We start from the raw sequence: 26171 nt of genomic DNA on the forward strand, positions 1-26171 counted from the left end.
GTTGCTTTTCCGTTAACCCGTGGCCCCCGGTCCACGGATCCGCTCGCCGACGACGCCCATGACGCCTGCCGACGCCCCTGCCGTGCACCTGTCCGGCCTCCGCCTTGACCGCGGCGGCCGCACCATTCTGCGCGGCATCGACCTGACGGTGCCGCGCGGCAGCATTACCGCCGTCCTTGGCCCGTCCGGCAGCGGCAAATCGACGCTGCTGGCCGCGCTGACCGGTGAGCTGCCGCCTGCCGCGGGTACGGTGGAGGTGTTCGGCCAGCCCGTGCCGCACGGCAGCCGCGCGCTGCTGGAGATGCGCAAGGGCATCGGCGTGCTGCTGCAGGGCAACGGCCTGCTGACCGACCTGACCACGGCGGAAAACGTGGCGCTGCCGCTGCGCACGCATACCAAGCTGCCAGAGGCACTGATCCGCCGGCTGGTGGACCTGAAGTTGAACGCGGTGGGCCTGCGCGCGGCCGCCGATGCGTACCCGCGCGAGCTGTCTGGCGGCATGGCGCGCCGCGTCGCGCTGGCGCGCGCGCTGGCGCTGGACCCGCCGCTGATGCTCTACGACGAGCCGCTGACCGGCCTGGACCCCATCGCCTCGGGCGTGATCATGAGCCTGATCCAGCGCCTCAACGACACCCTGGGCCTGACCAGCATCATCGTCAGCCACCACGTGCACGAGACCCTGCCGATCGCCGACCAGGCGGTGGTGATCGCCAATGGCGGCCTGGTGTTCTCCGGCACCCCGGCCGAACTCGACGCCACGTCGGACCCGCTGGTGAAGCAGTTCCTGCGTGGCGAGCCGGACGGCCCGATCGCCTTCGACACGGTCAAGCGCGGGGAGGCCGCCTGATGCCCTTCGCCACCGCCATCCGGTCGCTGGGCCGTGCCGGCCTGTTCTCGCTGTCGGTGTTCCGCGCATCCACGCCGACCCGCGACTTCCTGGCCGAACTGACCCGCGAGATCTACAAGATCGGCGGCCGTTCCCTGCCCATCATCGCCGTCGGCGGCGCGTTCGTGGGCCTGGTGCTGACGCTGCAGGGCTACCGCACGCTGACCACGTTCGGCGCCAGCGATGCGCTGTCCACGCTGCTGGGCCTGTCGCTGTACCGCGAACTGGGCCCGGTGTTGACCGCGCTGCTGTTCATCGGTCGCGCCGGCAGCTCCATCGCCGCCGAGCTGGGCCTGATGCGCGCCACCGACCAGATCAAGGCGCTGGAACTGATGGCGATCGATCCCGTGGCCAAGGCCGTGGCGCCGCGCTTCTGGGCGGCGGTGCTGACGGTGCCGTTGCTGACCGGCTTCTTCTGCTCGCTGGCGATCAGCGCCAGCTACTTCGAGGCCGTGCACGTGCTTGGCCTGGACAACGGCACGTTCTGGTCGGCGCTGCAGAACAGCGTGGATTTCTGGGACGACTTCGGCGTGGCGCTGCTGAAGTCCGCCGTGTTCGGCGGCACCGCCGCGCTGGTGGCCGCCTACGTGGGCTTCCACGCCGAGCCGACCATCGAGGGCACCTCCGTGGCCACCACCCGCGCGGTGGTGAACGCCTCGCTGCTGGTGCTGATGTTCAATTTCGTCATGTCTGCATTGCTGTTCAGGAGCTGACCCATGTCCATCCGTGGACCCCGACTCGAATTCGCCGTCGGCGCCTTCCTGCTGCTGGCCCTGGCCTCGCTGCTGGTGCTGGCGCTGGCTTCCACCAACAAGCGGTTCGGCGTGGGCGGCGGCAGCTACGAGCTGACCGCGCGCTTCTCCAACCTGGGCCAGCTGCGCAAGCAGGCGCCGGTGAAGATCGGCGGCGTGGTGATCGGCCAGGTGGCCGACATCCGGCTGGATCCGGTCAAGTTCGACTCGCTTGTCACGCTGTCCATCGACAGCCAATACAAGGACCTGCCCGCCGATACCGCCGCCGGCATCTTCACCAGCGGCCTGCTGGGCGAGAACTACGTCGGCCTGTCGCCTGGCGGCGATCCTGAGCCGCTGAAGGACGGCGACGAGATCGCCTTCACCCAGCCTGCGGTGGACCTGCTGCAGCTGGCCGGCAAGTACATGTTCAGCGGCGGCGCCAACAATGCCGACGCAGGCTCCGGGGAAACCCCGGCCAGCGGCCAGACCGCGCCCCCCGTTACGGAAGAACCCACACCATGAAGACCCTGACGAAGCATTCCCTTCTGTCCCTCGCCCTCTCGGCGGCCCTGCTGGCGGCCGCGCCAGCCACCGTGTCCGCGCAGGGCGCCGTCCCGGCCGCCGCCGCGAAGCAGAACAGCGCAAGCCAGGTGGTACTGGGCAGCAGCACGCGCATCCTGGCCACGCTCGACCAGCGCCGCGCCGAGTTCAAGGCGAACCCGGCCGCGCTGCGCCAGTACGTCACCAGCGAGTTCAACACGCTGTTCGATGGCGACTATTCGGCCCGTCTGGTGCTGGGCGTGCATGGCCGTGGCGCCTCCGACGCCGACGTGAAGCTGTTCGGCCAGGCCCTGACCGAGCGCCTGCTGTCGGCTTACGGTGCGCGGCTGGCCGACTTCAACGCACGGCTGAAGGTGCGGGTGAAGTCCGAGTCGCCGCTGCCGGGCGGCAAGGGCGTGAAGGTCGAGACCGAGTTCGTGCAGCCCGACCAGACGGTCACTCCGATCACGTTCTATGCGCGCAACGTCGGTGGCCAGTGGAAGGTGTTCGACGTGCTGCCGGAAGGCGTCTCGTTCGTGCAGACTTTCAAGACCCAGTTCGACACCCCGCTGCGCCAGAAGTCCATCGCGCAGGTGGCGGCGGACCTGAAGTCCGGCAAGCTGCAGGTCAATGGCAGTGCCAGCAGCAAGTGACGCCCACCTCAGGCGGGACGGGGACGCGCTGGTGTTCGCCGGCGCGCTGGACCGTGCAGCGGCCGCCGCGCTGTGGGCGCAGGCCGCGGCGCAGTTGTCCGGCGTGCAACGCTTCGTCCTGACCAACGTCACTACCGTCGACAGTGCCGGACTGGCACTGTTGGCGGAACTGGCGGCGCGCGCGCGCGCCGCCAGCGCGGTACCGCGCGTCGAAGGCCAGCCCGCCGGTCTGGCCGATCTGCAGGCCGCGTATCGTCTCACGCCGGAGCTGGATTTCCCGGCGTAACCCCCCACCCGCAGTTTCCAGGAATCAGGATGAATCTGTTCCGCCTCAGTACCGTGGTCCTGCTGGCCGCCCTGGCGAGCGCCTGCGCGTCGGCACCCAAGCCGTCGGCGGCCGCGCCGGCTGAGGCCACGGTGATCGACAGCACCGCCACGGCGACGACTCCGTTGCCCCCCGAGCCGCCGATCGATCCCGCCAGTATCGATGCACCCGCACCGATGGCGGACAACGCCACGGCGTCTGAAGGCGAGGACGATTTCGCCGCCATCTACGGCCAGAGCGCCACCTACGATCCGGTCGCCGATCCCACCCTGCCCGCGCCGGCGCAGGCGCCGGTCGCGTACGACCCCTGGGAGAAGTTCAATCGCCAGGTCCACCGCTTCAACAACGCCGTCGACCGCACCGTCGCCCGCCCGCTCGCCCGTGCCTACGTGGCGGCGGTGCCGCGCCCGGTTCGGCTGGGCGTGGGCAACTTCTTCGACAACCTGCGCCAGCCGCTGACCATGGTGAACCAGCTGCTGCAGGGCCGCCCGCGCGATGCCACGCAGACGTTCGGGCGCTTCGTGGTGAATTCCACGCTGGGTATCGGCGGCATCTTCGACCCGGCCAGCGACCTGAAGATGAAACGCCGCAGCGAGGATTTCGGCCAGACGCTGGGCACGTGGGGCTGGCGGCGTTCGCGCTACGTGGAGCTGCCTTTCTTCGGCCCGCGCACGGTCCGCGATGTGCTGGGGATGGCCGGCGACATGCCGCTCAGTCCGGTGCGCCAGATCGAGGACGACAAGACCCGCATCTTCCTGCAGGGCCTGAACCTAGTGGACACGCGCGCGCAGCTGCTGTCGCTGGACAGCCTGCGTGAGGGTGCGGTGGACGACTACGCGCTGGTCCGCGACTCGTGGCTGCAGCGCCGCAACTACCAGATCGAAAGCCACCGCACTCCGCAGCAACCGTCCGAAGGCGAGTTGCCGGAATACCTGCAGGACGAGACCGACCCCACCGTGCCGGTCGACGCCATGCCGATGCCGGAGATCAATGGCGGCGGTTGAGGCGGGACTGACCGGATGAATGACAACGGCGCCGTTCGGCGCCGTTGTCATTCGAGGGGGAGCGACGGCAGTAGGGATCACTCCTTGTCGCGGCCATCACCCCGGTCGGGCGCCGTGAGCTGCTGAAAAGTATCGGGCTGTAGTTCAGGCGGCAAGGCGCGCTTTGCCTTGCTTCCAAGTTCCGCGAGACGTCGCGCGCGATGGAGCGCGGACTGAGGGGAGTCAGCGAGACGATTACGTGCGCGATTGAAAGCCTGACTGGCGTCGTCCAGTCTCTTGCCAACCGTATCGAACTCGCTGAGGAATGCGGTCAGCGCGTCAAGCACTCGTCCGCCGGCCTCACTGATCTCCAGCGCCTGCTTCTGCACTTTGTCCCTCGTCCACAGGCGCTCAGTGACCCGCAGCAAAGCCATCAGAGTATTGGGGGACGCGAACACCACCCGGCGATCGAAGGCGTACCCTTGGAGATCCGTATCTGTACCAAGCGCAGCAGAAAGCGCACCCTCAATGGGCACGAAGGCGATGGTGATGTCTAGGGCGTTCTCCCCGACCGCCTTCGGATAGTTTTTGTCACCCAGCTCCTTCACATGCTGGCGCAAGCCCACTGCATGACGACGCAATGCGTCCTCTTGCTCGTCCGGGGTCGCCGCATTCATTGCTTCCTGCCAAGCGATGAGGTTGACCTTGCTGTCGACAACCACCTTGCGCTGGTCCGGGAAGTTCACGACGACGTCGGGCCGCAGTCTTCCACCTTCGTCGTCCACGGCGTGCTGCTGGCGCTCGTAATGTGTGCCCTCCTCCAATCCTGACCCACGAAGCACGCTATCCAGCATCAACTCGCCCCAGTCGCCACGTATGCGCGCATTACCTTTCAGCGCTTTAGTCAACGCCGCGGCCTGGGTAGCCATGTCCTGATTCAGCGTCTTCAGTTCACCGACCGCGCCCAACAGACTCGCCCGCTCACGCGACTCCTCGCCGTACACGGTGTCGACGCGCTGGCGAAACTCCCCCAGCTTGTCGGAGAACGGCTTGAGCAGCCCCTCGATATCAACGCGTGACTGAAGCGTCGCCTGCCGGACGTTCTTCTCAAATTGCTGCCCTCGCTCCTCGAACACCTTACCGGCCAGTTCTGCAAAGGCACCGGACAGCTTCTCCTGAGCGCTATCCAGATAGGCACGCAACTCCTGCTGCGCCTGCCGCGAATGCTGGAGGTCTGCGGCGATCTTGGCATGCTCGCCGTGCAGGCGCTGGTACGCCAAGCGCTGACTGTCCAGCTGCCCTTCCAGTTCGGTCATGCGCTGCTTGGCTTGCAGCGCGTCGGCGACACGTTCGGCCAACTGCGCATCACGCTCAGCAGATAGAGTCACTTCCCGCTCGATGCGCTGCCTTGCCTCCGCCAGTTCTTTCGCATGGACCACCGAACGCGCACGCTCAGCATCGAGTTCGGCTTGCAGCGCGTCCAGCCAGCCACGTTGTTGCGCAGCTTCCACTGCGATCGCCTGGCTTCGTGCACGTTCCGCCTCCAAGTCTCCAAGCAGCTTGTCATCGGCCGGTCCGTTTCCGGCACGCAGGCGCAGCACCAGCACCGCCAGCAGCACGACGGCGATGGCGACGAGAATCAACAGCAGGACGAGCAGGGTCTGGGAATCCATGCCGACAGTGTAGCCGCTGGCGTCTCAGGGCCTGAGGCGCGCACAGCGCGAACCACCCCGCACGGGAAGCGCGCGCTACGTCACGGGACGTGGATGCGCGGCTTGACCCCCGGGGGGCGGCAACGCACAGTCGCGGCGCACTGACCGCTTGGGGAAGGCCGGCATGCTGCAACGTCTCCGCACACTGATGGGCGCCGCGCCCGATCCCGCGCCTGCGCTGGCGGCCGCGCGCGACGCCGCCCTGCATGCGGCGCTGGGCGAACCCGAGCGCATCGATCGCGACGGCGACCGGCGCCATCGGGTGGACGTGCATGTGTACGCGCGCGATTTCGCCGGAGAACCCGGTGCCGGCGCGCCCGGAGGTTGCATGCTGGTCACCAGCGGGATGAGCGACCGGCTGATGGCGATGCCCGAAGGCTACGACGGCGACGAGTCCGCCCTGCGGGAACTGCTCTGGTACGTGCGCGCGCCGCACCCGGCTTTCATCGAGCGGCTGCGCTGGCTGGCCAAGCTGCCGTTCGCCGAAGGCAGCTGGCTGGGCTGCGGCCACACCATACCGCTGCCGGAACCTCCGCTGGCGGGCTCGCCGTTCTCCACTTTCCTGCTGCTGCCGCCGGTCGTGGCGGCCGACCGCCATCTGTTCGACGACCTGCACCTGCATGGCCAGGGCGTGGAGCTGCTGGCCGTGCACCTGGTGTCCGATGCCGAATACGACCTGGTACGTTCGGACGAGGGCCTGGACGTATTCCTTGACCTGCTGGACGTGCGCCGCTACCCGCTGGTATTCGACCCGGCGCGACCCTCGTATCTCTGAGGCCTCCCGCCGCGCGCGACGTGGTGCACCGCCGATTGCCAGCCGTAGCGTGCGCGCATAGGCTGCTGGCGGCCCCGGGGCGGGGATGCGCCCGCGGGTCATGCCCCCCTCACCTTTCCATGCCGACCTGTCGCCGGCATGCCGCCCCATTGACGCATTCGAGGAGTTCCCATGACCTGGCTACGGCGCAAATCCATCGACCGGATCACCCAGCACGAAGAAGGACGCCGGCTGGTGCCCACGCTGGGCTGGCCTCACCTGGTCGCACTGGGCATCGGCGCCATCGTGGGCACGGGCATCTACACGCTGATCGGCGTGGGTGCGGACAAGGCCGGTCCCGCCGTGCTGCTGTCCTTCGTCATCGCCGGCGTAGTGTGCGCCTGCGCGGCACTGGCCTATGCCGAGCTATCGACGATGATGCCGGCCGCGGGCAGCGCCTACACCTACAGCTACGGCGTGCTGGGCGAGTCCATCGCCTGGATCGTCGGCTGGAGCCTGATCCTGGAGTATTCGCTGGTGGTCAGCACCGTGGCCGTGGGCTGGTCCGGCTACTTCGTCGGGTTCCTGCAATGGGTGCAGCAGAACTTCGGCTGGAACGTCACCCTGCCCGCCGCCCTCGCCGCAGGTCCGCACGCAGGCGGCGTCATCAATCTCCCGGCCATCGTCATCACGTTCATGGTCGCCGGCCTGCTGATGGCCGGCACGCGCGAGAGCGCCACGCTCAACGCGATCCTGGTGGTGTTCAAGCTGATCGCCCTGGCGGTGTTCATCGCCGTCGCGCTGCCGGCGTTCAACCCGGACAACCTGCAGCCGTTCATGCCGTTCGGCTTCCCGAAATCGCTGGATGCGGCCGGCGTCGAACGCGGCGTGATGGCGGCCGCGGCGATCATCTTCTTCGCCTTCTACGGCTTCGACGCGATCTCCACTGCGGCGGAGGAAACCAAGAACCCCGGCCGCGACCTGTCGATCGGCATCATCGGTTCGATGATCGGCTGTACGCTGATCTATCTGCTGGTGGCGCTGGCCGCGGTGGGCGCGATGAGCTACACGGTGTTCGGCAAGAGTGCCGAGCCGCTGGCGCTGATCATGCGAGAACTGGGCCATGGCACCGCTGCGCTGGTGATCGGCATTGTGGCGATCATCGCCCTGCCCACCGTGCTGCTGGCGTTCTTCTACGGACAAAGCCGCATCTTCTTCGTGATGTCGCGCGACGGCCTGCTGCCGCGTGGCCTGTCGAAGGTCAATGCGCGCACCGGCACGCCGGTGGCCATCACCGTGTTCACCGCCATCCTGGTGGCGGCGCTGGCCGGCGTGGCGCGGCTGGACGAGATTGCCGCCCTGGCGAATGCGGGCACGCTGGCCGCCTTCGTCGCGGTCGGCGTCTGCCTGCTGGTGCTGCGCAGCCGCGAACCGGCGCGCCCGCGCGTGTTCCGCACGCCGCTGGCATGGATCGTCGGCCCCGTCGCCATCCTCGGCTGCCTGTACCTGTTCTGGAGCCTGCCGCAGAGGACGCAGCTGTGGTTCCTGGTGTGGAACGCTGTCGGCTTCGTCGTCTACCTGGCCTACAGCCGGCGCAACAGCGTGCTGGCGAAAGGCGGCGATGCGTGATGGCAGCTCGGCATGCATGACGACAAGGCGGGCTTCGGCCCGCCTTTTCTTTGTCCACGCGCCGGCCATGGCGCCATCCCATACGCCGGCGTGTGCATGCACAGTGCTTCATTCCCGGCGCCCGCGGCACTAAGATGCCGCGCAGGCACACCATCCCCCGGGTTACGACGTTGATCATCCATCCCAAAGTCCGCGGCTTCATCTGCACCACCACCCATCCGCTCGGTTGCGAGCTCAACGTGCGTGACCAGATCGCCGCCACGCGCGCGCAGGGCGTGCGCAGCGACGGACCGAAGAAGGTGCTGGTGATCGGCGCGTCCAGCGGCTACGGCCTGGCGGCGCGGATCAGCGCGGCGTTCGGTTTCGGCGCGGACACGCTGGGTGTGTTCTTCGAGAAGCCGGGCAGCGAGAAGAAGGCCGGCACCGCGGGCTGGTACAACTCGGCCGCGTTCGACAAGTTCGCCAAGGCCGAGGGCCTGTACAGCCGCTCGATCAACGGCGATGCGTTCTCCGACGAGGCACGCGCCAAGGTGATCGAGCTGATCAAGACGGAAATGGGCGGCCAGGTGGAACTGGTGGTCTATTCGCTGGCTTCGCCGGTACGCAGGCTGCCTACCACCGGCGAAGTGAAGCGCTCGGCGCTGAAGCCGATCGGCGCGCCGTACACCTCCACCGCCATCGACACCAACAAGGACGCCATCGTCCAGGCCACCATCGAGCCGGCGACCGAGCAGGAGATCGAAGATACCGTCACCGTGATGGGCGGGCAGGACTGGGAACTGTGGATCGATGCCCTGGACAAGGCCGGCGTGCTGGCCGACGGCGCGCGCACGGTGGCCTTCAGCTACATCGGCACCGACATCACCTGGCCGATCTACTGGCACGGCGCGCTGGGCCGCGCCAAGGTGGACCTGGACCAGACCGCGCAGCGCCTGGACGCGCGCCTGCGGAAGACCGGCGGCGGCGCCAATGTGGCCGTGCTGAAGTCGGTGGTGACGCAGGCCAGTTCGGCCATCCCGGTCATGCCGCTGTACATCAGCATCGTCTTCAAGGTGATGAAGGAACTGGGCCTGCATGAAGGCACCATCGAGCAGCTGGACCGCCTGTTCCGCGACCGCATGTACCGCACCGACGGCGCCCCGGCCGCGACCGACGACGAGAACCGCCTGCGCCTGGACGATTGGGAGCTGAAGCCCGAGGTGCAGACGCAGGCCAAGGCGCTGTGGCCGCAGGTCACCAGCGAGAACCTGTTCCAGCTGACCGACTACGCGAATTACAAGCACGAGTTCCTGAAACTGTTCGGCTTCGAGCGCAACGACGTGGACTACGACGCCGACGTCAACCCGGACGTGCAGTTCGACTGCATCGAGCTGTCGCCGGAGAGCTAATCGCCGCGCATGGCGCATGAAGAGGCGGGCTTCGGCCCGCCTTTTTTGTTTGCTCTCCTGTAGGAGCGACGTCAGTCGCGACCGCACGGCCGGACAGCAGGGACCTCATCAACAATCGCAGGTGCGCCGGGATGCATCATCCGGCGCCATCGACATCTGTCAGCGCGCGGTCGCGACTGACGTCGCTCCTACAGTGAAGCCGGCTTGCAATCCGGGCCCAGCGCCCGGATACGCAGGCTGCGCAGATACACCGCATTGCCATGGTCCTGCAGCGCGAGATGGCCGCGGCGCGCCTTCGCGAAGTCCGCCTGCCCGGCGAACTTGCTGGCAGCGACGCGACGTTTCCAGTCATCGCTGTCGAGGTCGTAGGTCGCCACGCGCACGCCATTGAGCCAGTGCTCCACGTGCGGTCCGCAGGCGACGATGCGCGCGTGGTTGTATGCGTCGATGGGACGAAGCGCGTCCTGTCCGGGCGCCACCAGGTCGTACACCGCACCGGCGCGATGGCTTGGCACGATGCGGTCCTCGGCTTCGCGGTCGTCCAGCAGCTGGTACTCGACTGCACGTGCCCACACGGGCGAGGCATCGACGGCACGATAGAACACACCGCTGTTGCCGCCCGCAGGCAGGCGCCATTCGAATTCGAGTTCGAAGTCGTCATAAGCAGCGACACTGATGATGTCGCCACCCCCCGCAGCCGTCAGCGCGAGTTCGCCATCGCTGGCCTGCCAGCGCGGATCCAGTGCGGACTCGCCGACGCTGCGCCACTGCGCGATATCGGCCAGCGACTGCCACGGTACGGCCGGTGTGGACGCGCAGCCGGCTGCCAGTGCGGCGAGCAGGATCGGAACGATCCGCGCGCCGTGCATGCTCAGTCGACCACGCGGCAGAACACCGCCTTCAGATAGCGCGATTCCTGCACGTGCGCCATGAACGGATGGTCGGGGCCCGCGCCGGCGACCTTCAGGATCTGGATCGTGCGGCCGGAGAAGTACGCGGCGCGGCGCAGCATGTCGAGGAACTGCTCCTCGCTGACCAGGCCGGTGCACGAGAACGTCGCGAACAGGCCGCCGGGCTTCACCACGCCCAGCGCCAGCTTGTTCATGTCCAGGTACTTCTTCAGCGCGGCGATCACCTGCTCGCGGTCGCGCGTCATCTTGGCCGGGTCCAGGATCACCACGTCGTACTGTTCGCCGCGATTGGCCGCTTCGCGCAGGTAGGGGAAGATGTCGGCCTGCACGAACTTGGGCCGCACGTTGTTGAGCCGGGCGTTGCCCTTGGCGATCTGGATGACGTCCTGGTCGATGTCCACGCCGATGACCTCGCTGGCGCCGCGTGCCGCCGCGTACACCGCGAACCCGCCGGTGTTGCAGCACAGGTCGAGCACGGTCTTGCCGTCCACCTGCCGGCTGAGCCACTCGCGGTTCTCGCGCTGGTCGGCGAAGAAACCGGTCTTGTGCGCGCCGGCCGGATCGGCACGGAACTTCACCCCATATTCGGTGATGACGGCCGCTTCGGTGGTGGTGTTGCCGTGGAAGTCGAAGCTCTCCTGCTTCTGCACGTGTTCGTCGGCGAAGCTGTGGAAGCGGCAGCCCGGGAACTGCTCGCGCAGGGCCTCGTAGATCCATTCGCGGTGGCGGAACATGCCGGCCGCGAAGAACTCCACCACGATCAGGTCGCCGTAACGGTCCACCACCAGGCCGGACAGCCCGTCGCCCTCGCTGTGCACCACGCGCCAGGCATCGCTGACGGCATCCAGCTTCAGCACGTCCCGGCGCAGCGAAACCGCATCGGCGATCTTGCGCGAGAACCAGCCGGCATCCACCGGGATGTCGGGGTGGGTCTCCAGGATGCGCACGGCGATGCGCGAATGGCCGTTGTAGAAGCCGCGCCCGATCCACTCCCCGTCCACGCCGACCACCTCGACGAGGGTGCCGGACTTGGGCTTGGCGGCGGGCTTCTCGACCAGTTTCTGGAAGATCCACGGGTGGCTGGAACGCCAGGCGTTCTTCAGGCGTACGGTCGGGTTGGGCGTATTCATGAACGGCATTTTACCTGCCCCGTTGACCTGGCCGGGCGCCATCAGGACAATCCGCGCCAGAAGGGGAGTAGCTCCCAACGTGCCGGCCGTCATTTCGAGCAGCGATGCTCCGGTCCCACGGCAGCCCACCAGGCTGTGAGCGAGACCTTCGCCGCGATGGCGAAGGCACCCCGGATCCCCGTTTCCCGGTTCCGAGTTGTCTGCGCCTGCGGCCGTCCTTCACTTTTTTCGGGAATCTCGATGGAAACGATTGGCAACCCCTGGTTGTGGGCCGGCTTCGGCGGCCTGGTGGTGATCGCGCTGCTGGTCGACCTGGTGCTGATGCGCCACGGTGGCGCGCACAAGGTGACGTTCAAGGAAGCGGCGTGGTGGAGCCTGGGCTGGGTCGCCTTGGCCATGGTCTTCAACGGCGCGCTGTGGTGGTACGTCGGCCAGACCGCGGGTGCGGTGGAAGCCAACCGCGTGGGCCTGGAGTTCCTGACCGGTTACCTGGTCGAGAAGGCGCTGGCGGTCGACAACATCTTCGTGTTCCTGATGCTGTTCACCTACTTCGCCGTGCCCGAGGAGCAGCGCCAGCGCGTGCTGGTGATCGGCATCCTGGGCGCCATCGTCCTGCGCGCCATCCTGATCTTCGTGGGCGCCGCGCTGCTGGCCAAGTTCCACTGGCTGCTGTACCTGTTCGGCGCGTTCCTGCTGCTGACCGGCATCAAGATGTGGTTCGCCGCCGGCAAGGAGCCGGACCTGGACAAGAATCCGGTGCTGCGCTGGATCACCGGCCACCTGCCGCTGATCAACCGCTATTACGGGGCGGCGCTGTGGCTGGGCCGCGGCAAGCGACGCCGCTACACGCCGCTGTTCGTGGTGCTGGTGATGATCGCGGTGACCGACGTCATCTTCGCCGTGGACAGCATCCCGGCGATCTTCGCCATCACCTCGGACCCGTTCATCGTGCTGACCTCGAACGTGTTCGCGGTGCTGGGCCTGCGCGCGATGTTCTTCCTGCTGGCCGGCATGGCCGACCGCTTCCACCTGCTGCCCTACGGCCTGGCCGTGGTGCTGGCCTTCATCGGCAGCAAGATGCTGCTGGTGGACGTGTACAAGATCCCGGTGCTGTGGTCGCTGGGCACGGTGGCGATGATCCTGGCCGTGACCGTGGTGCTGAGCCTGGCGCGGCCGCAGAAGGCCGACATGGCGGCCTGACGGCGATCCCGGCAGACCATCCCGTGCGCGGGATGGTCTGTCCAGGGTGGGCGGGCCTTGCATTCGTCTGCCCCGTCGCCAGAACTGGACCATGGACCTGCATCCCGACGATCCGGCATTCGATCCGGAAACCCAACAGCGCCACGACCGCCGTCGCCTGTTCCGCGCCCTCAACCTGAGCCTGGCCTTCGTGCTGCTGCTGGCCATCGTGTATTCGGCGCAGGGCAGCTTCGACGTGCGGCCGTTCACCATCGCGCCGCTGAAGGCGGACGGCCTGCTCGGCATCCTCACGGCACCGCTGCTGCACGGTTCGCTGGAACACATCGCCGCCAACGCGTCGGCGCTGCTGATCCTCGGCACGCTGGCCGGCGCGGTCTACCCGCGGGCCACGCTGTGGGCGATCCCGCTGGTATGGCTGGGGGCCGGGCTGGGGCCGTGGCTGCTGGCCGACCCCGGTACGCACACGCTGGGCGCCAGCGGCCTGACCCATGGCCTGATGTTCATGATCTTCATGCTGGGCCTGCTGCGCCGCGACCGGGCCGCGATCGCCGCCGGCATGATCGCCTTCCTGTTCTACGGCGGCATGGTGCTGACCGTGCTGCCGCGCGAGGCCGGGGTGTCGTGGCAGGCGCACCTGGGCGGCGCGGTGGCGGGCCTGATCGCGGCGTTCCTGTTCCGGCGCCTGGACCCCGAACTGCCGAAGAAGAAGTACAGCTGGGAGATCGAGGAGGAGGAAGCCGCCGCGCGCGGCGACCACGAACTCGAACTGCCGGCGCCGCGCGAAGTGCCGTTGCTGTGGGTGCGCCCCGAGACTTCCGAAGCGGAGCAGCGCGGCGTGGTGCTGCGATTCCCCCCGCGGGAGCCGCCGACGTCGTGATCGTTCCTGTCTGAGCGACGGGAGTCGCGACAGCTGCGGGTTTACTGACAACCCAAAAGAAAAGGCAGACCGTTCGGTCTGCCTTTGTCTTCACGGCGATCTCGTTTCTCGGTCGCGACTCGCGTCGCTCCCACAGTGGAACCGTCAGAACTTCGCGCTGAACTCCACGCCCACCGTGCGCGGCTCGTTGATGAAGCCGGTCAGGTTGTTGAAATCGATGCCGCCGACGATCCGGCGCTGGTCGGTGATGTTGCGGCCGAACAGCGCCACTTCGTAGTCGCCGTAGTTCCATGCGTAACCGATGCGCAGGCCGCCTTCCAGCGACGACTTGCCGGTGAACTCGATGGCGTCGTACAGGAAGAAGTTCACCTCGCTGCGATAGGCCCAGTCGGTGTACAGATACAGCTCGCTGCCGTCGCCCAGGCCGATGCTGTAGCGCGCGGTCAGGTTGTGCACCCACTTCGGCGCCTGCGGGAGGCGGTTCCCGCCGATGTAATAGCGGCCCGTCGGGTCGCCGTCCTGGTCCAGCACCTGCTCATCGGTCACGGTGCAGGCGGCGCATACGGCCACGTTCAGATCGCCGTCCTTGATTTCGGTGTCGTTGTAGCTGCTGCCCAGGGTGACCAGCAGGTTGTCCAGCACGTAGGCCTGCAGGTCAAGTTCGAAGCCCTTGCCCACCGACTTCTCGGCATTGAGCAGGATATTGGCGTTGGCCGCACCGCCGACGGCGGTCAGCTGCTGGTCCTTGACGCGGTAGTAGTACACGCCGGCGCTGAGGCGCGCGCGCTTGTCCCAGAAGTCGGCCTTCACGCCGGTCTCGAACGAGGTCACCGTTTCCGGGCCAGCCACGGACTTGCCGTTGAACGCGCCCGCGCTCTGGATGCTGCTGCCGCGGAAGCCAGTAGCCGCGCGCGCGTACAGGTTCACGTCATCGTTCAGCGCGTACGTCGCCGACAGGTCCCAATTGAACTTCTTGTCTTCCGGTGCCGCCGACAGGTCGCCGTCGGGCTCGAGTGCGGCCAGCTGCGCCAGGGTGCACTTGCCCGCCAGCACGCAGGCGGCGAAGCCGGTGTTCCAGTAATCCTCCACCGTCAGCTTCTTCTCGTCGACGGTATAGCGGGCGCCCGCGCGCAGTTCCAGCTTGTCGGTGGCCTGCCACGTCACCGCGCCGAACGCCGCCCACGCGTCGTTGGTCTGGCGGATGCGCTGGTAGCCGTCCTGCGCGCTGTTGTTGAGCGAGTCGTAGCTGAAGCTCTCGACCTTGTAGTCCTCCTTGAAGTAGAAGACGCCGGCCTGCCAGTTCCACGGGCCCGCGTATGCGGACTCCAGGCGGAACTCCTGCGTCCACTGCGAGTGCTCCGGGATGCCGTCGGCGGTCTCGGACGCGAACGGGATCACGCCGGGGCCGGAATCGGGCAGGAACGCCGCACCGTAACCGCCGTCGATGTCGCCGCGGTTGATCGTCTCCACGCTCTCGTAGCCGGTGATGGAGTACAGCTTGTGCTGGCCCAGGTCCCAGCTCAGGCGGGCGCTGGCGCCGTGGGAGCGCAGCTCGGAGTAGTTCAGGCCGTCCTGCGACACCTCGTCCTCATCGAAGCCGGGCACGAAGTCGTTGGTGCCGGGCTGGATGATGTTGGCGCGGAACAGGCGTGCGGTGCCGTTGAGCCTGCGCGCATGCGCGTTGAGCAGGGCGTCGAAGCCATCGCCTTCGTAAAGGACCTGCACGCGGGCTGCGCCCTCGTCGTAACCCTCGAACCCATCGTTCGGACCGGGATAGGTATTGGTCACCCAGTCGTCGCGGCGCTGGAAGAGCGCGGAGCCGCGGGCCGACCACCGGGGGCTCAGCGCGCCGCCGATGGCGGCCTCCAGATTCCACATGTTGTCGCTGCCCACGCCGACCTTGGCGTATCCGCTGGCCTCCTGCGAGGGCTTGGCCGATTCGAACTTCACCACGCCCGCCGGGGTGTTGCGGCCGAACAGCGAACCTTGCGGACCGCGCAGGACTTCGACCTGTTCCAGGTCGAACAGCGGGAAGCCCTTCAGGATCGGGTTTTCCTGCACCACCTCGTCGTACACCAGCGACACCGGCTGCGAGGTGTTGAGGCGGAAGTCGGTGTTGCCGTAGCCGCGGATGTAGAAGCGCGGGAAGGCCCGGCCGAAGGAGGATTCGATGTTCAGGCTGGGCACGCGGCCGGACAGGAAGCGGATGTCGGTGCCCCCGGAGGCCAGTACGCCCAGCTGTTCTCCGCTGACGGTGCTGATGGACACCGGGACATCCTGGATGTTCTCCACCTTGCGCTGCGCGGTGACCTGGACGGTATCGAGCGTGGCGGCATCCTTTTCCGCCACGGCGGCGGTCTCCTGCGCGGAGGCGGCACCGAAGGGCAGCAGGACGGCGATGGCGGCGGCGAGGCGGTGCGGCCGTGCGGCCGTGCGGAGTCGGGACATGGTGGTGGGCTTCCGGGTGTTGGGTGGCGGGGCGCGCGGCGGCATTAGCAGGCGAATGTTGCATTACAGCAACACCGCGAGCAATGGCCGGAAGTCCCGTTATCGGGAAGGTAACCGTGGTTCCATTGGCTTGCGCTGTCGCCTCACACATACAGGGGCGTGCTGCGGGGGATGTGACCTGTGGCCTCTGACCATCCGGGGGCCGGAAGCTAGACTCTTCGTCCCCCTCACAGGCTCCGGACCGCCCCCATGACCCAATGGTTCTTCCATACCCCGGCCGACAACCAGCGCCACGGCCCGCTGGACGAGGCCGCCGCGCTGGCCTTCGCCCAGCGGACCCCGGCCGCGCTGGCCTGGCGCGAAGGCATGCGCGAATGGAAGCCCGTGCGCGAGTTGCCCGAACTGGCCGGCACCGCCACGCCTCCCCCGCATCTGCCGCCGCTGCCGGGGACCGGTGGCCGCCGCGGCGCGGACGAGATCGACTTCCGCATCGTCGGCCATGAGATGCAGTTCGTCGAAGTGGAACTGGACCCCGGCGAGAGCGCCATCGCCGAAGCCGGCGCGCTGATGTTCAAGGACAGCGCCGTGCAGATGGATACGGTGTTCGGCGACGGCTCGCACAGCGGCCAGGGCGGCGGCTTCATGGACAAGCTGTTCTCGGCCGGCAAGCGCGTGCTGACCGGCGAGAGCCTGTTCACCACCATGTACACGCATACCGGCCAGGGCAAGGCCAAGGTCGCCTTCGCCGCGCCCTACCCGGGCACCGTGCTGGCGATGAAGCTGGACGAGCACGGCGGCCGCCTGATCTGCCAGAAGGACAGCTTCCTGGCCGGTGCGCGCGGCGTGTCGGTCGGCATCCACCTGCAGCGCAAGATCCTGACCGGCCTGTTCGGCGGCGAGGGTTTCATCATGCAGAAGCTGGAAGGCGACGGCTGGGTGTTCGTGCATGCCGGCGGCTGCGTGGTCGAGCGCGAACTCCAGGCCGGCGAGCGCATCGATGTGGACACCGGCTGCGTGGTGGCCTACCACGCCAGCGTGAACATGGAGGTGCGCCCGGTCAGCGGCATCAAGAGCATGTTCTTCGGCGGCGAAGGCATGTTCCTGGCCACGCTGACCGGCCCCGGCAAGGTGTGGCTGCAGTCGCTGCCGTTCTCGCGCCTGGCCGGCCGCATGCTGCAGGCCGCGCCGCAGGGCGGTGGGCAGGCCCGCGGCGAGGGTTCGGTGCTGGGCGGCCTGGGCCGCATCCTGGACGGCGACAACAACTTCTGAGAATGCGAGGCGGTTGGCGTCCATTGCGGCGGCGCACGCTATGCTCCGCCGCTGATCGCCCCCCCATTCTGCCCCATCCCATGCACCTGATCCCGCGTACGCGCCCCCTGCTGCTCGCCGCCTGTGTCGCCCTGCTGGCCGCGTGCGGCGGCGACAACGTCAAGCCCACGCCACCGCCGGCGGCGGTGAAGCCGACACCCGCGGCACCGAAGGTGAAGGTGGGCATCGCGCTGGGCGGCGGTGCGGCGAAAGGGTTCGCCCACATCGGCGTGATCAAGATGCTGGAGGCCAACGGCATCGAGCCGCAGGTCGTGTCCGGCACCAGCGCCGGCAGCGTGGTCGGCGCGCTGTACGCCAGCGGCATGGATCCCTTCCGGATGCAGACCCAGGCCTTCGCGCTGGACGAAGCGAAGATCCGCGACGTGCGCCTGTTCTCCGGCGGCCTGGTGCAGGGCCAAAAACTGCAGGACTACGTCAACGACCTGGTCGGCAAGCGCACCATCCAGCAGCTGAAGAAGCCCTTCGCCGCCGTATCCACGCAGCTGGAGAACGGCGAGCGCACGGTGTTCGTGCGCGGCAACACGGGCCAGGCGGTGCGCGCGTCCAGCAGTATCCCGGGCGTGTTCGAACCGGTGGTGATCGGCAAGGCCAGCTACGTCGACGGCGGCGTGGTCAGTCCGGTGCCGGTGGACGCGGCACGCCAGCTGGGCGCGGACTTCGTCATCGCCGTGGACATCTCCACCAAGGCGCCGGGCACCAAGCCCGGCAGCATGCTGGGCATCGTCAACCAGTCCATCAGCATCATGGGCCAGCGCCTGGGCGAACAGGAACTGGCGCGCGCCGACATCGTCATCCGGCCCAAGGTCAACGACATCGGCCCGGCCGATTTCGAGCAGAAGAACACCGCCATCCTGGAAGGCGAACGCGCCGCGCTGGCGGCGATGCCACAGATCAAGGCCAGGCTCGCCGAACTGCAACGCACCCGCAACGCCGCACACGCAGCGCGCCACGCGCCACCGAAGCCCGACCCGCGCTGCCTGGAAGAACCCTCGCGGCTGGGCCGCCTGTTCGGCCGCGACGTGAAATGCGACGCCGCCGGGCAACCCGTAAAACGGTAGAGCGGAGCTCGCTCCGCTGCTTCCAGCCCCAGCGCTCGACGACACCGTACGGAGCCGAGCGGCCTGGCTCTACGCGACGGTGACGCGGCGCAGGTTGTCGCGCGCCCTCGCCTCCAGCCTGTCGTGGAAATGCGGCGTGCTGTAGATGGCGGGCCGATCGAGAAAACCCGTGAGGATCTCGCGTCGCTTGCGGCGGAACAGGAAGCCGGGCACGTACGCATATTCCTTGCGGATCTGCTGTTCGTACTCATCGAAGCGCGCGCGCGCCGCGCCGAGAATGGACAGGTCGATGTCGACCAGCAGGCGTTCGTCCTGCCCCGACGGCACCGCGGCGTGCCGTGTCGCCATCACCAGGTCGTGCACGCGCTGCGCCGGTCCGGCGTCGACGCCCGCATCGCCAAGCGCATCGCGTGCCCAGTCCGCGCTGCGTTGCTCGTTGTGGTGACCCTTGATGTCGTAGATCGCATCGTGGAACCACAGCGCCATTTCGACTTCGGCCGGGCGCTCGGCCAGCGCGCGCGCGCCGTCGAATGCCGACAGGCATTCGCCGAGGTGCTGCTGCGTGTGGTAATGGCGCTGCGGTTCGGCGTAGGCCGCCATCAGCCGCGCGAACAGCGCGTCGCCCTCGCCTGCTGCGCCGATGCCGGCCCAGGCGCGCTGCCAGGAGAGAAGGAAGTAATCCATGGATGTCCAGGCAGGAGCGGTGTTCCCATTGTAGGAGCGCCCTCGGGCGCGATGCTTCTGGCTTGTTGATGTGGCCGGAGTAAAAGCATCGCGCCCGAGGGCGCTCCTACAAGGACGACGGCAATCCATGACCACCCACCGGCACCGTCTCGACATGGCGGTCGAAGCCGGCGATCAGCGGCCGTGCCTTCGCGATGGCCTGCTGCACGGCCGGCAGCGAGAGCGATGCGGTGTGGCTGGCCGCGTCGGTCCAGACCTCGGTGATCCAGATCGCCTCGGCATCGGTGGGGTCCTGCGCAACGACGTAGCTCAGGCAGCCGGGCATGGCCTCGGTGCCTTCCAGCAGGATGGCCAGCAACGCCTCGCGCTGGCCGGGCGTGGCGCGCATCTTGCCGATCAGTCCGTACATGGGAGGCCCTCATGGAAACTGCGCGCGTTGTAGCACGCGTCGAGGACAGGGTATGCCCTCGTCAAGCACCGGGCAGCGGCAGGCCACCGTCGGTCTTCACCGCGCGCAGGACGAAGCTGGAGTTCACATCGGCCACGCCGCTGGCATTGAGCAGGTTGTCGAGCAGGAAGCGCGAGAAATGCTCCAGGTCCTGCACCACCACGTGCAGCAGGTAATCCATGTCGCCGGTCAGCGCATAGCAGGCGACCACCTCGTCCCAGGCCTGCACGCGGTCGCCGAACTGCTGGACGCTGGCCGGGTCGTGCCGTTCCAGCTGCACGCGCACGAACGCCTGCAGGCCCAGGCCCACCGCCTTGGGATCGACGCGCGCCGCGTAACCGGCGATCACCCCGGTGGCCTCCAGCCGCTGGATGCGGCGCAGGCAGGCCGACGGCGACAGGTTCACCTGGGCGGCGATGTCGGCATTGGTCGCCCTGCCGTTGCGCTGCAGCAGGGCCAACAGGCGCAGGTCGGTACGGTCGAGAACGGATGATTCGGTCATTTGATGCAGAGAATAGCCTATTCACGCTGGATCATTGCGCCACAGATCCGATCAGGCGCAACTTTGCAAGCCTGTTGCGCGGCTCTGCCGCTAGCATCGTCCCATCACCCGCCGATCGAAGGGAATCGCCATGAACGAGCCACGCCGCGTCGAGCACCAGCAGACCGACAAGGGCTACGTGCCGGTCTACACGACCGCCATCGTGGACCAGCCGGCGGACTACCCCGCCGACGACCACGCCACCTGGGGCGCGCTGTACGAGCGCCAGCGTGCGCTGCTGGTGGGACGCGCCTGCGACGAGTTCCTGCACGCGCAGGACGCCATGGGCATGACGCCGGACCGCATCCCGCGCTTCGATGCATTGAACGACGTGCTGCGTGCCACCACCGGCTGGCAGCTGGTCGGCGTGGAAGGCCTGCTGCCGGAGCTGGAGTTCTTCGACCATCTGGCCAACCGCCGCTTCCCGGTGACCTGGTGGATCCGCCGCCCGGACCAGATCGACTACATCGCCGAGCCCGACCTGTTCCACGATCTGTTCGGCCATGTGCCGCTGCTGATGAACCCCGTGTTCGCCGACTACATGGAAGCCTACGGCAAGGGCGGCGTGAAGGCGCATGGGATCGGCCCGGATGCGCTGCAGCAGCTGACCCGGCTGTACTGGTACACGGTGGAGTTCGGCCTGATCGACACGAAGGACGGCCTGCGCATCTACGGCGCCGGCATCGTGTCGTCGAAGGGCGAGTCGCTGTATTCGCTGGAATCGGACGCGCCTAACCGCATCGGCTTCGATCTGGAGCGGATCATGCGGACGCGCTACCGCATCGACACGTTCCAGAAGACCTACTTCGTCATCGACAGCTTCGAGCAGCTGATGAACGCCACCGCGCCGGATTTCACCCCGATCTACGCGCAGCTGGAAGCACAGGACGCGATCCCGGCCGGCGATGTGCGCGACGGCGACCGCGTGTTCCATCGCGGCACGGGCGAGGGCTGGGCGGACGGCGGCGACGTCTGACCCGCACCGTACAATCGCGGGCATCCCCCTCCGGTCCGGATGCCCCATGCTGCAACGCCTGTTCCCACTGATCGTCCTCTGCGCGCTGTTGTCCGTCCCAAGCGCCGCATTCGCCCGCAACTGCGCGATCACGGTGGAAGCGACCGACATGATGACCTTCAACCTGAAGACCCTCCGCGTGCCGGGCGACTGCGGGCAGCTGCGGGTGGTGCTGAAGCACGTGGGCCGCATGCCGGCGCAGGCGATGGGGCACAACTGGGTGCTGACGGAAACACGCCACCACCGCGACGTAGGCCTGGCGGGCGGACGCATGAAACTCGCCGACGACTACCTGCCGCGCAACGACGCGCGGGTGATCGCGCACACGCCGGTGATCGGCGGCGGCCAGTCCACCGAGGTGGTGTTCCCCACTTCGCGGCTGCGCAAGGGTGGGGCGTACACGTTCTTCTGCTCGTTTCCGGGCCACTGGAACATGATGAAGGGCACGCTGGTCTTCGAGTGAGGGGGGACGGGCCCGCCGGGGGCCCGTACCGTCCAGCCGCCGTTGGTATGATGCGCGCCGGTACCGTGACGGAGTTCTCACGATGGCCTCTGCCGAAGCGTTGTGGCGCTGGCTGCGCCAATGGCGGCGCGAACACCTGCAGGTCGATCGGGCCGCGGTGTTGCGCAACGTCGACGAAGGAGGGCAACTGGGCCCGCGCTATGCCTTCATGACCGTGATGGCGTGCGGCATCGCCACGCTGGGCCTGCTGCAGAATTCGGTCGCGGTCATCATCGGCGCGATGCTGATCTCCCCGCTGATGGGTCCGATCGTCGAACTGGGCATGTCCCTGGCCACCTTCGACTTCCGCAGCCTGCGCGAATCGCTCAAGACGCTGGCGGTCGGCACCGCGGTGGCACTGACCACGGCCACCGTGATCGTCCTGGTCTCCCCGCTGCAGGAAGCGACGCCGGAGATCCTGGCCCGCACCGAACCCACGCTGTTCGACCTGCTCGTGGCCGTGTTTTCCGGCCTGGCCGGCGCCTACGCCACCATTACCCGCAAGGGCGAGACCATCGTCGGCGTCGCCATCGCGACCGCCTTGATGCCGCCGCTGGCCGTGGTGGGCTTCGGCATTGCGACGTTGAACGCGGGCATCGCCGGCGGCGCGCTGTTCCTGTTCATGACCAACCTGCTGGCGATCGCCTTCTCGGTCACCATCATGGCGCGCTGGTACCAGTTCGGCGGGGACGATACGCCCAAGCAGACGGCGTGGCAGGCCACCATGATCGTCGGGACGTTCCTGCTGCTGTCGATCCCGCTGGGAGTGGCCTTGCGCGACATTGCGGCGCGCGGCGTGGCCGACCGCACCATCCGCAACATGATGGATGAAACCGCGCGCCGCAATGGCGGGCAGGTCACCTCCCTGCGCGTGGACCGCAACGGAAACACGCTGAACATCGATGCGGTGATGCTGCTTCCCCGGCACAAGCCACAGTTGGATCGCGAGATCGAACACCGGCTGGAGTCGGTGCTGTCGCGCCCGGTGGTGGTGTCGCTGCGCGAACTGCTGACGGCGGACGAGCAGGCACAGGCCAGCGAACAGGCCTCGCTGGCGCAGCTGCGCGAGAGCGTGCTGCGTCTGCAGAGCGTGGCCGAGCGGGATGCGCAGGCGCGGTCGGCCGGCACCCGCGCCGCCGAAGCCCTGCACCAACGCGTGCTGGCGCACTTCGGCCAGTTGGACGTGCTGGAGGGCGGCCAGCAGGCCCGGTGGCGGCTCAATGGCCGGTCCGGCCTGGACATCGCCGCGGCCCGCCGGCTCGAACAGTCGCTCTCCACGAACGGAGAGGGGTTGAAGGTGCAGGTGGTACCGGCCATGCAGGCCTTGCCGGCGATCGCGTTCGGCGACGACGACGCCACGCTGACCGAGGACCAGGCATCCCGCCTGGAGACCATGGCGTGGGCGCTGCAGCGATGGGGTGTGGAGCGCGTGCAGGTGGATGGGTATGCCGGCAACGATACGGCGCTGGCCCAGGCACGCGCCCAGGTGGTCGCCGATGCGTTGGCACGCCACGGTATCCGCGACATCACGGCCCATGCCGTAGACGGTGCGGCCGCACGGGCAACGGCAACCGCCGAGGGAAGGCCCGTGCTTCGCGAAGCGCGCGTGCGGTTCGCCAACCCGTGAGCGCAACGGCCGGCGCAGGTTGATGATGTCCGTCAACGCATCGCCGGTTTCTTTCCGACGACAGACCGTCGTCTCCCATCGATAATGTGCCCCTCCGGTAGCATAGGGAAACGCGCCCGGCCTGCGCCGCGCGCGCTTCGTTCACAGCAGACCGCACGCCATGAATACCGAATTCCGCACCTCGCTCCCGGGCACCGCGCTCGACTATTTCGACGCGCGCGCCGCGGTTGATGCCCTGCAGCCCGGCGCCTGGGCCACGCTGCCGTACACCGCGCGCGTGCATGCCGAGAACATCGTGCGCCGTGCCGATCCCGCACGCCGCGACGACTACCTGCGCCAGCTGGTCGAACGCCGCCGCGACCTGGATTTCCCGTGGTTCCCGGTGCGCGTGGTCTGCCACGACATCCTCGGCCAGACTGCATTGGTGGACCTGGCCGGGCTGCGCGATGCGATCGCCGACATGGGCGGCGACCCGGCGCAGGTGAACCCGGTGGTGCCGGTGCAGCTGATCGTCGACCACTCGCTGGCGGTGGAATGCGGCGGCTACGATCCGGATGCGTTCGCGAAGAACCGCGCCATCGAGGACCGCCGCAACGAAGACCGGTTCCATTTCATCGACTGGACGAAGCACGCATTCAAGAACGTCGACGTGATCCCGCCGGGCAACGGGATCATGCACCAGATCAACCTGGAGAAGATGTCGCCGGTCGTCTACGTCCAGGATGGCGTCGCGTTTCCCGACACCTGCGTGGGCACCGACAGTCACACCCCGCACGTCGATGCGCTGGGCGTGATCGCCATCGGCGTGGGCGGGCTGGAAGCGGAGAACGTCATGCTCGGCCGCGCCTCGTGGATGCGCACGCCGGATATCGTCGGCGTGGAACTGCAGGGCCGACCGGCGCCCGGCATCACCGCCACCGATGTGGTGCTGGCGCTGACCGAGTTCCTGCGCAAGGAAAAGGTGGTCGGCGCCTACCTGGAGTTCCGTGGCGAGGGCGCCGCGGCGCTGACCATCGGCGACCGCGCGACGATTTCCAACATGGCACCCGAGTACGGCGCGACCGCCGCGATGTTCTTCATCGACGACAACACGCTGGACTACCTGCGCCTGACCGGCCGCAGCGACCAGCAGGTGGCACTGGTCGAGACCTACGCGAAGACGGCAGGCCTGTGGGCCGACGACCTGAAGGCCGCGCAGTACGAACGCACGCTGCACTTCGATCTGTCCACGGTCGTGCGCAACATGGCCGGCCCGTCCAACCCGCACAGGCGCCTGCCGACCAGCGCGCTGGCCGAGCGCGGCATCGCCGACGAGGGCAAGCTGCGGGCGGGCAGGGCGGAGGAGGCGCAGGGCCTGATGCCCGATGGCGCGGTCATCATCGCCGCCATCACCTCGTGTACCAATACGTCGAATCCGCGCAACGTCATCGCGGCCGCACTGCTGGCGCGCAATGCCAACGCGAAGGGACTGGTGCGCAAGCCGTGGGTGAAGAGTTCGCTGGCGCCCGGCTCCAAGGCCGTGCAGCTCTATCTGGAAGAATCCGGCCTGCTGCCGGACCTGGAGAAACTCGGCTTCGGCATCGTCGCCTTCGCCTGCACCACCTGCAACGGCATGAGCGGCGCGCTGGATCCGAAGATCCAGCAGGAGATCATCGACCGCGACCTCTACGCGACCGCCGTGCTGTCGGGCAACCGCAATTTCGACGGGCGCATCCATCCCTACGCCAAGCAGGCCTTCCTCGCCTCGCCGCCACTGGTGATCGCCTATGCCATCGCCGGCACCGTGCGCTTCGACATCGAGAAGGACGCGCTGGGCTTCGACGCCGACGGCAACCCGATCACGCTGAAGGACATCTGGCCCAGCGATGCGGAGATAGACGCGGTCGTGAAGGCCAGCGTGAAGCCGGACCAGTTCCGCAAGGTCTACGAGCCGATGTTCACCGTGCGCGCCGAGCACGGCGGCCGCGTCGAGCCGCTCTACGCCTGGCGCCCGCAGAGCACCTACATCCGCCGTCCGCCCTACTGGGAGGGCGCTTTGGCCGGCGAACGCACGCTGCGCGGCATGCGCCCGTTGGCGGTGCTGGGCGACAACATCACCACCGACCACCTGTCGCCGTCGAACGCGATCCTCGCCTCGAGCGCGGCAGGCGAGTACCTGGCGAAGATGGGCCTGCCGGAGGAGGACTTCAATTCCTACGCCACGCATCGCGGCGACCACCTCACCGCGCAGCGCGCGACCTTCGCCAACCCGCAGCTGGTCAACGAGATGGCGGTGGTCGATGGCGAAGTGAAGAAGGGCTCGCTGGCGCGCGTCGAACCGGACGGGCAGGTGGTGCGCATGTGGGAAGCCATCGAGACCTACATGGACCGCAAGCAACCGCTGGTCATCATCGCCGGCGCCGACTACGGCCAGGGCAGTTCGCGCGACTGGGCGGCGAAGGGCGTGCGCCTGGCGGGCGTGGAAGCGATCGTGGCCGAGGGCTTCGAGCGCATCCACCGCACCAACCTGATCGGCATGGGCGTGCTGCCGCTGGAGTTCCAACCGGGCCAGACGCGCAAGACCTGGGGCATCGACGGCACTGAAACGTTCGATGTGGTGGGCGAGCGCCGGCCGCGCGCGACGTTGACGCTGGTGATCCACCGTGCGAACGGCGAGACCGTGGAAGTCCCGGTAACCTGCCGGCTGGACTCGGACGAGGAAGTCTCGATCTACGAGGCCGGCGGGGTTCTGCAGCGGTTCGCCCAGGATTTCCTGGACGCGTCGAAAGCGGCCTGAGCTGTTCGTCGTATCGGCACA

24 protein-coding genes are annotated in these 26171 nt (G+C 67.8%); 17 read left to right on the top strand and 7 right to left on the bottom strand.

Features of this window, described 5'->3' with window-relative positions:
* Positions 1-58: 58 nt before the first annotated feature.
* From V8246_RS12215 to V8246_RS12240, 6 genes are read left to right on the top strand one after another with little or no spacing between them, the layout of a single operon-like run.
* Positions 59-847: an ATP-binding cassette domain-containing protein gene (locus tag V8246_RS12215; protein WP_162109083.1), complete on the top strand. Its 789-nt coding sequence runs from the start codon at positions 59-61 to the stop codon at positions 845-847.
* Positions 847-1599 carry an MlaE family lipid ABC transporter permease subunit gene (locus V8246_RS12220; RefSeq protein ID WP_336189389.1) on the top strand — a complete coding sequence of 251 codons (753 nt, stop codon included), beginning with the start codon at positions 847-849 and terminating at the stop codon, positions 1597-1599. The genes V8246_RS12215 and V8246_RS12220 overlap by 1 nt, the downstream gene beginning before the upstream one ends.
* Positions 1600-1602: 3 nt before the next feature.
* Positions 1603-2142 (top strand): outer membrane lipid asymmetry maintenance protein MlaD, encoded by a 540-nt coding sequence (mlaD, locus tag V8246_RS12225; RefSeq protein ID WP_336189390.1) that lies wholly within the window; start codon positions 1603-1605, stop codon positions 2140-2142.
* Positions 2139-2813 carry an ABC transporter substrate-binding protein gene (locus V8246_RS12230; RefSeq protein WP_336189391.1) on the top strand — a complete coding sequence of 225 codons (675 nt, stop codon included), beginning with the start codon at positions 2139-2141 and terminating at the stop codon, positions 2811-2813. The genes mlaD and V8246_RS12230 overlap by 4 nt, the downstream gene beginning before the upstream one ends.
* Complete coding sequence (locus tag V8246_RS12235; protein ID WP_336189392.1) at positions 2797-3099, top strand: STAS domain-containing protein; 303 nt, start codon at positions 2797-2799, stop codon at positions 3097-3099. Before V8246_RS12230 ends, V8246_RS12235 begins: the two co-directional genes overlap by 17 nt.
* 29 nt (positions 3100-3128) lie before the next feature.
* A complete protein-coding gene (locus V8246_RS12240) occupies positions 3129-4142 on the top strand; it encodes an MlaA family lipoprotein (protein ID WP_336189393.1) in 1014 nt (337 codons plus the stop codon).
* 77 nt (positions 4143-4219) lie between these two features.
* On the opposite strand, the gene rmuC is transcribed toward V8246_RS12240, so the two are convergent.
* Entirely contained in the window at positions 4220-5794 is a 1575-nt protein-coding gene (rmuC, locus tag V8246_RS12245; protein ID WP_336189394.1) for a DNA recombination protein RmuC, read from the bottom strand.
* 163 nt (positions 5795-5957) lie between these two features.
* On the opposite strand from rmuC, the gene V8246_RS12250 reads away from it, so the two are divergent.
* The 3 genes from V8246_RS12250 to fabV all read left to right on the top strand — a co-directional run bounded on the left by V8246_RS12250 (position 5958) and on the right by fabV (position 9604).
* Entirely contained in the window at positions 5958-6608 is a 651-nt protein-coding gene (locus V8246_RS12250) for a suppressor of fused domain protein (protein ID WP_336189395.1), read from the top strand.
* A gap of 171 nt (positions 6609-6779) precedes the next feature.
* Complete coding sequence (locus tag V8246_RS12255; RefSeq protein WP_336189396.1) at positions 6780-8216, top strand: amino acid permease; 1437 nt, start codon at positions 6780-6782, stop codon at positions 8214-8216.
* Between the two features lie 170 nt (positions 8217-8386).
* Positions 8387-9604, top strand: coding sequence for an enoyl-ACP reductase FabV (fabV, locus tag V8246_RS12260; RefSeq protein WP_336189397.1), 1218 nt, complete (start codon positions 8387-8389; stop codon positions 9602-9604).
* Between the two features lie 188 nt (positions 9605-9792).
* Here the strand turns inward: fabV and V8246_RS12265 are convergent, their stop codons facing one another.
* Both V8246_RS12265 and V8246_RS12270 read right to left on the bottom strand, forming a co-directional pair.
* On the bottom strand, positions 9793-10473 hold the full coding sequence (locus V8246_RS12265; protein ID WP_336189399.1) for a DUF1080 domain-containing protein: 681 nt from the start codon (positions 10471-10473) through the stop codon (positions 9793-9795).
* Positions 10474-10475: 2 nt separating this feature from the next.
* Complete coding sequence (locus V8246_RS12270; protein ID WP_336189400.1) at positions 10476-11645, bottom strand: class I SAM-dependent rRNA methyltransferase; 1170 nt, start codon at positions 11643-11645, stop codon at positions 10476-10478.
* A 240-nt stretch (positions 11646-11885) separates the two neighbouring features.
* On the opposite strand from V8246_RS12270, the gene V8246_RS12275 reads away from it, so the two are divergent.
* Together V8246_RS12275 and V8246_RS12280 are read left to right on the top strand one after the other, a co-directional pair.
* Positions 11886-12845: a TerC family protein gene (locus V8246_RS12275; RefSeq protein ID WP_336189401.1), complete on the top strand. Its 960-nt coding sequence runs from the start codon at positions 11886-11888 to the stop codon at positions 12843-12845.
* Between the two features lie 91 nt (positions 12846-12936).
* Positions 12937-13722 (top strand): rhomboid family intramembrane serine protease, encoded by a 786-nt coding sequence (locus V8246_RS12280; protein ID WP_336189403.1) that lies wholly within the window; start codon positions 12937-12939, stop codon positions 13720-13722.
* Positions 13723-13866: 144 nt separating this feature from the next.
* Here the strand turns inward: V8246_RS12280 and V8246_RS12285 are convergent, their stop codons facing one another.
* Positions 13867-16170 carry a TonB-dependent receptor gene (locus V8246_RS12285; RefSeq protein WP_336189404.1) on the bottom strand — a complete coding sequence of 768 codons (2304 nt, stop codon included), beginning with the start codon at positions 16168-16170 and terminating at the stop codon, positions 13867-13869.
* Positions 16171-16419: 249 nt separating this feature from the next.
* On the opposite strand from V8246_RS12285, the gene V8246_RS12290 reads away from it, so the two are divergent.
* Positions 16420-17439, top strand: coding sequence for a TIGR00266 family protein (locus V8246_RS12290; protein WP_336189405.1), 1020 nt, complete (start codon positions 16420-16422; stop codon positions 17437-17439).
* 80 nt (positions 17440-17519) lie between these two features.
* The gene (locus tag V8246_RS12295) at positions 17520-18557 is read left to right on the top strand and encodes a patatin-like phospholipase family protein (RefSeq protein WP_336189406.1); all 1038 of its coding nucleotides are present in this window, start codon (positions 17520-17522) and stop codon (positions 18555-18557) included.
* A gap of 69 nt (positions 18558-18626) precedes the next feature.
* On the opposite strand, the gene V8246_RS12300 is transcribed toward V8246_RS12295, so the two are convergent.
* The 3 genes from V8246_RS12300 to V8246_RS12310 all read right to left on the bottom strand — a co-directional run bounded on the left by V8246_RS12300 (position 18627) and on the right by V8246_RS12310 (position 20191).
* A complete protein-coding gene (locus V8246_RS12300; protein ID WP_336189407.1) occupies positions 18627-19241 on the bottom strand; it encodes an N-methyl-D-aspartate receptor NMDAR2C subunit in 615 nt (204 codons plus the stop codon).
* Positions 19242-19347: 106 nt separating this feature from the next.
* Positions 19348-19650, bottom strand: coding sequence for a putative quinol monooxygenase (locus V8246_RS12305; RefSeq protein WP_336189408.1), 303 nt, complete (start codon positions 19648-19650; stop codon positions 19348-19350).
* A 61-nt stretch (positions 19651-19711) separates the two neighbouring features.
* The gene (locus tag V8246_RS12310; protein ID WP_185894672.1) at positions 19712-20191 is read right to left on the bottom strand and encodes an Lrp/AsnC family transcriptional regulator; all 480 of its coding nucleotides are present in this window, start codon (positions 20189-20191) and stop codon (positions 19712-19714) included.
* Positions 20192-20321: 130 nt separating this feature from the next.
* Here V8246_RS12310 and phhA point away from each other — a divergent pair, with 130 nt between their 5' ends.
* The 4 genes from phhA to acnD all read left to right on the top strand — a co-directional run bounded on the left by phhA (position 20322) and on the right by acnD (position 26150).
* On the top strand, positions 20322-21206 hold the full coding sequence (phhA, locus tag V8246_RS12315; RefSeq protein ID WP_336189409.1) for a phenylalanine 4-monooxygenase: 885 nt from the start codon (positions 20322-20324) through the stop codon (positions 21204-21206).
* 46 nt (positions 21207-21252) lie between these two features.
* A complete protein-coding gene (azu, locus tag V8246_RS12320; RefSeq protein ID WP_336189410.1) occupies positions 21253-21708 on the top strand; it encodes an azurin in 456 nt (151 codons plus the stop codon).
* A gap of 82 nt (positions 21709-21790) precedes the next feature.
* The gene (locus V8246_RS12325; protein ID WP_336189411.1) at positions 21791-23374 is read left to right on the top strand and encodes a TIGR00341 family protein; all 1584 of its coding nucleotides are present in this window, start codon (positions 21791-21793) and stop codon (positions 23372-23374) included.
* A gap of 160 nt (positions 23375-23534) precedes the next feature.
* Entirely contained in the window at positions 23535-26150 is a 2616-nt protein-coding gene (acnD, locus tag V8246_RS12330) for a Fe/S-dependent 2-methylisocitrate dehydratase AcnD (RefSeq protein ID WP_336189412.1), read from the top strand.
* Positions 26151-26171: the final 21 nt, after the last annotated feature.

The sequence above is a fragment of the Pseudoxanthomonas sp. F11 genome (assembly GCF_037046485.1).
Classification (GTDB): domain Bacteria; phylum Pseudomonadota; class Gammaproteobacteria; order Xanthomonadales; family Xanthomonadaceae; genus Pseudoxanthomonas_A.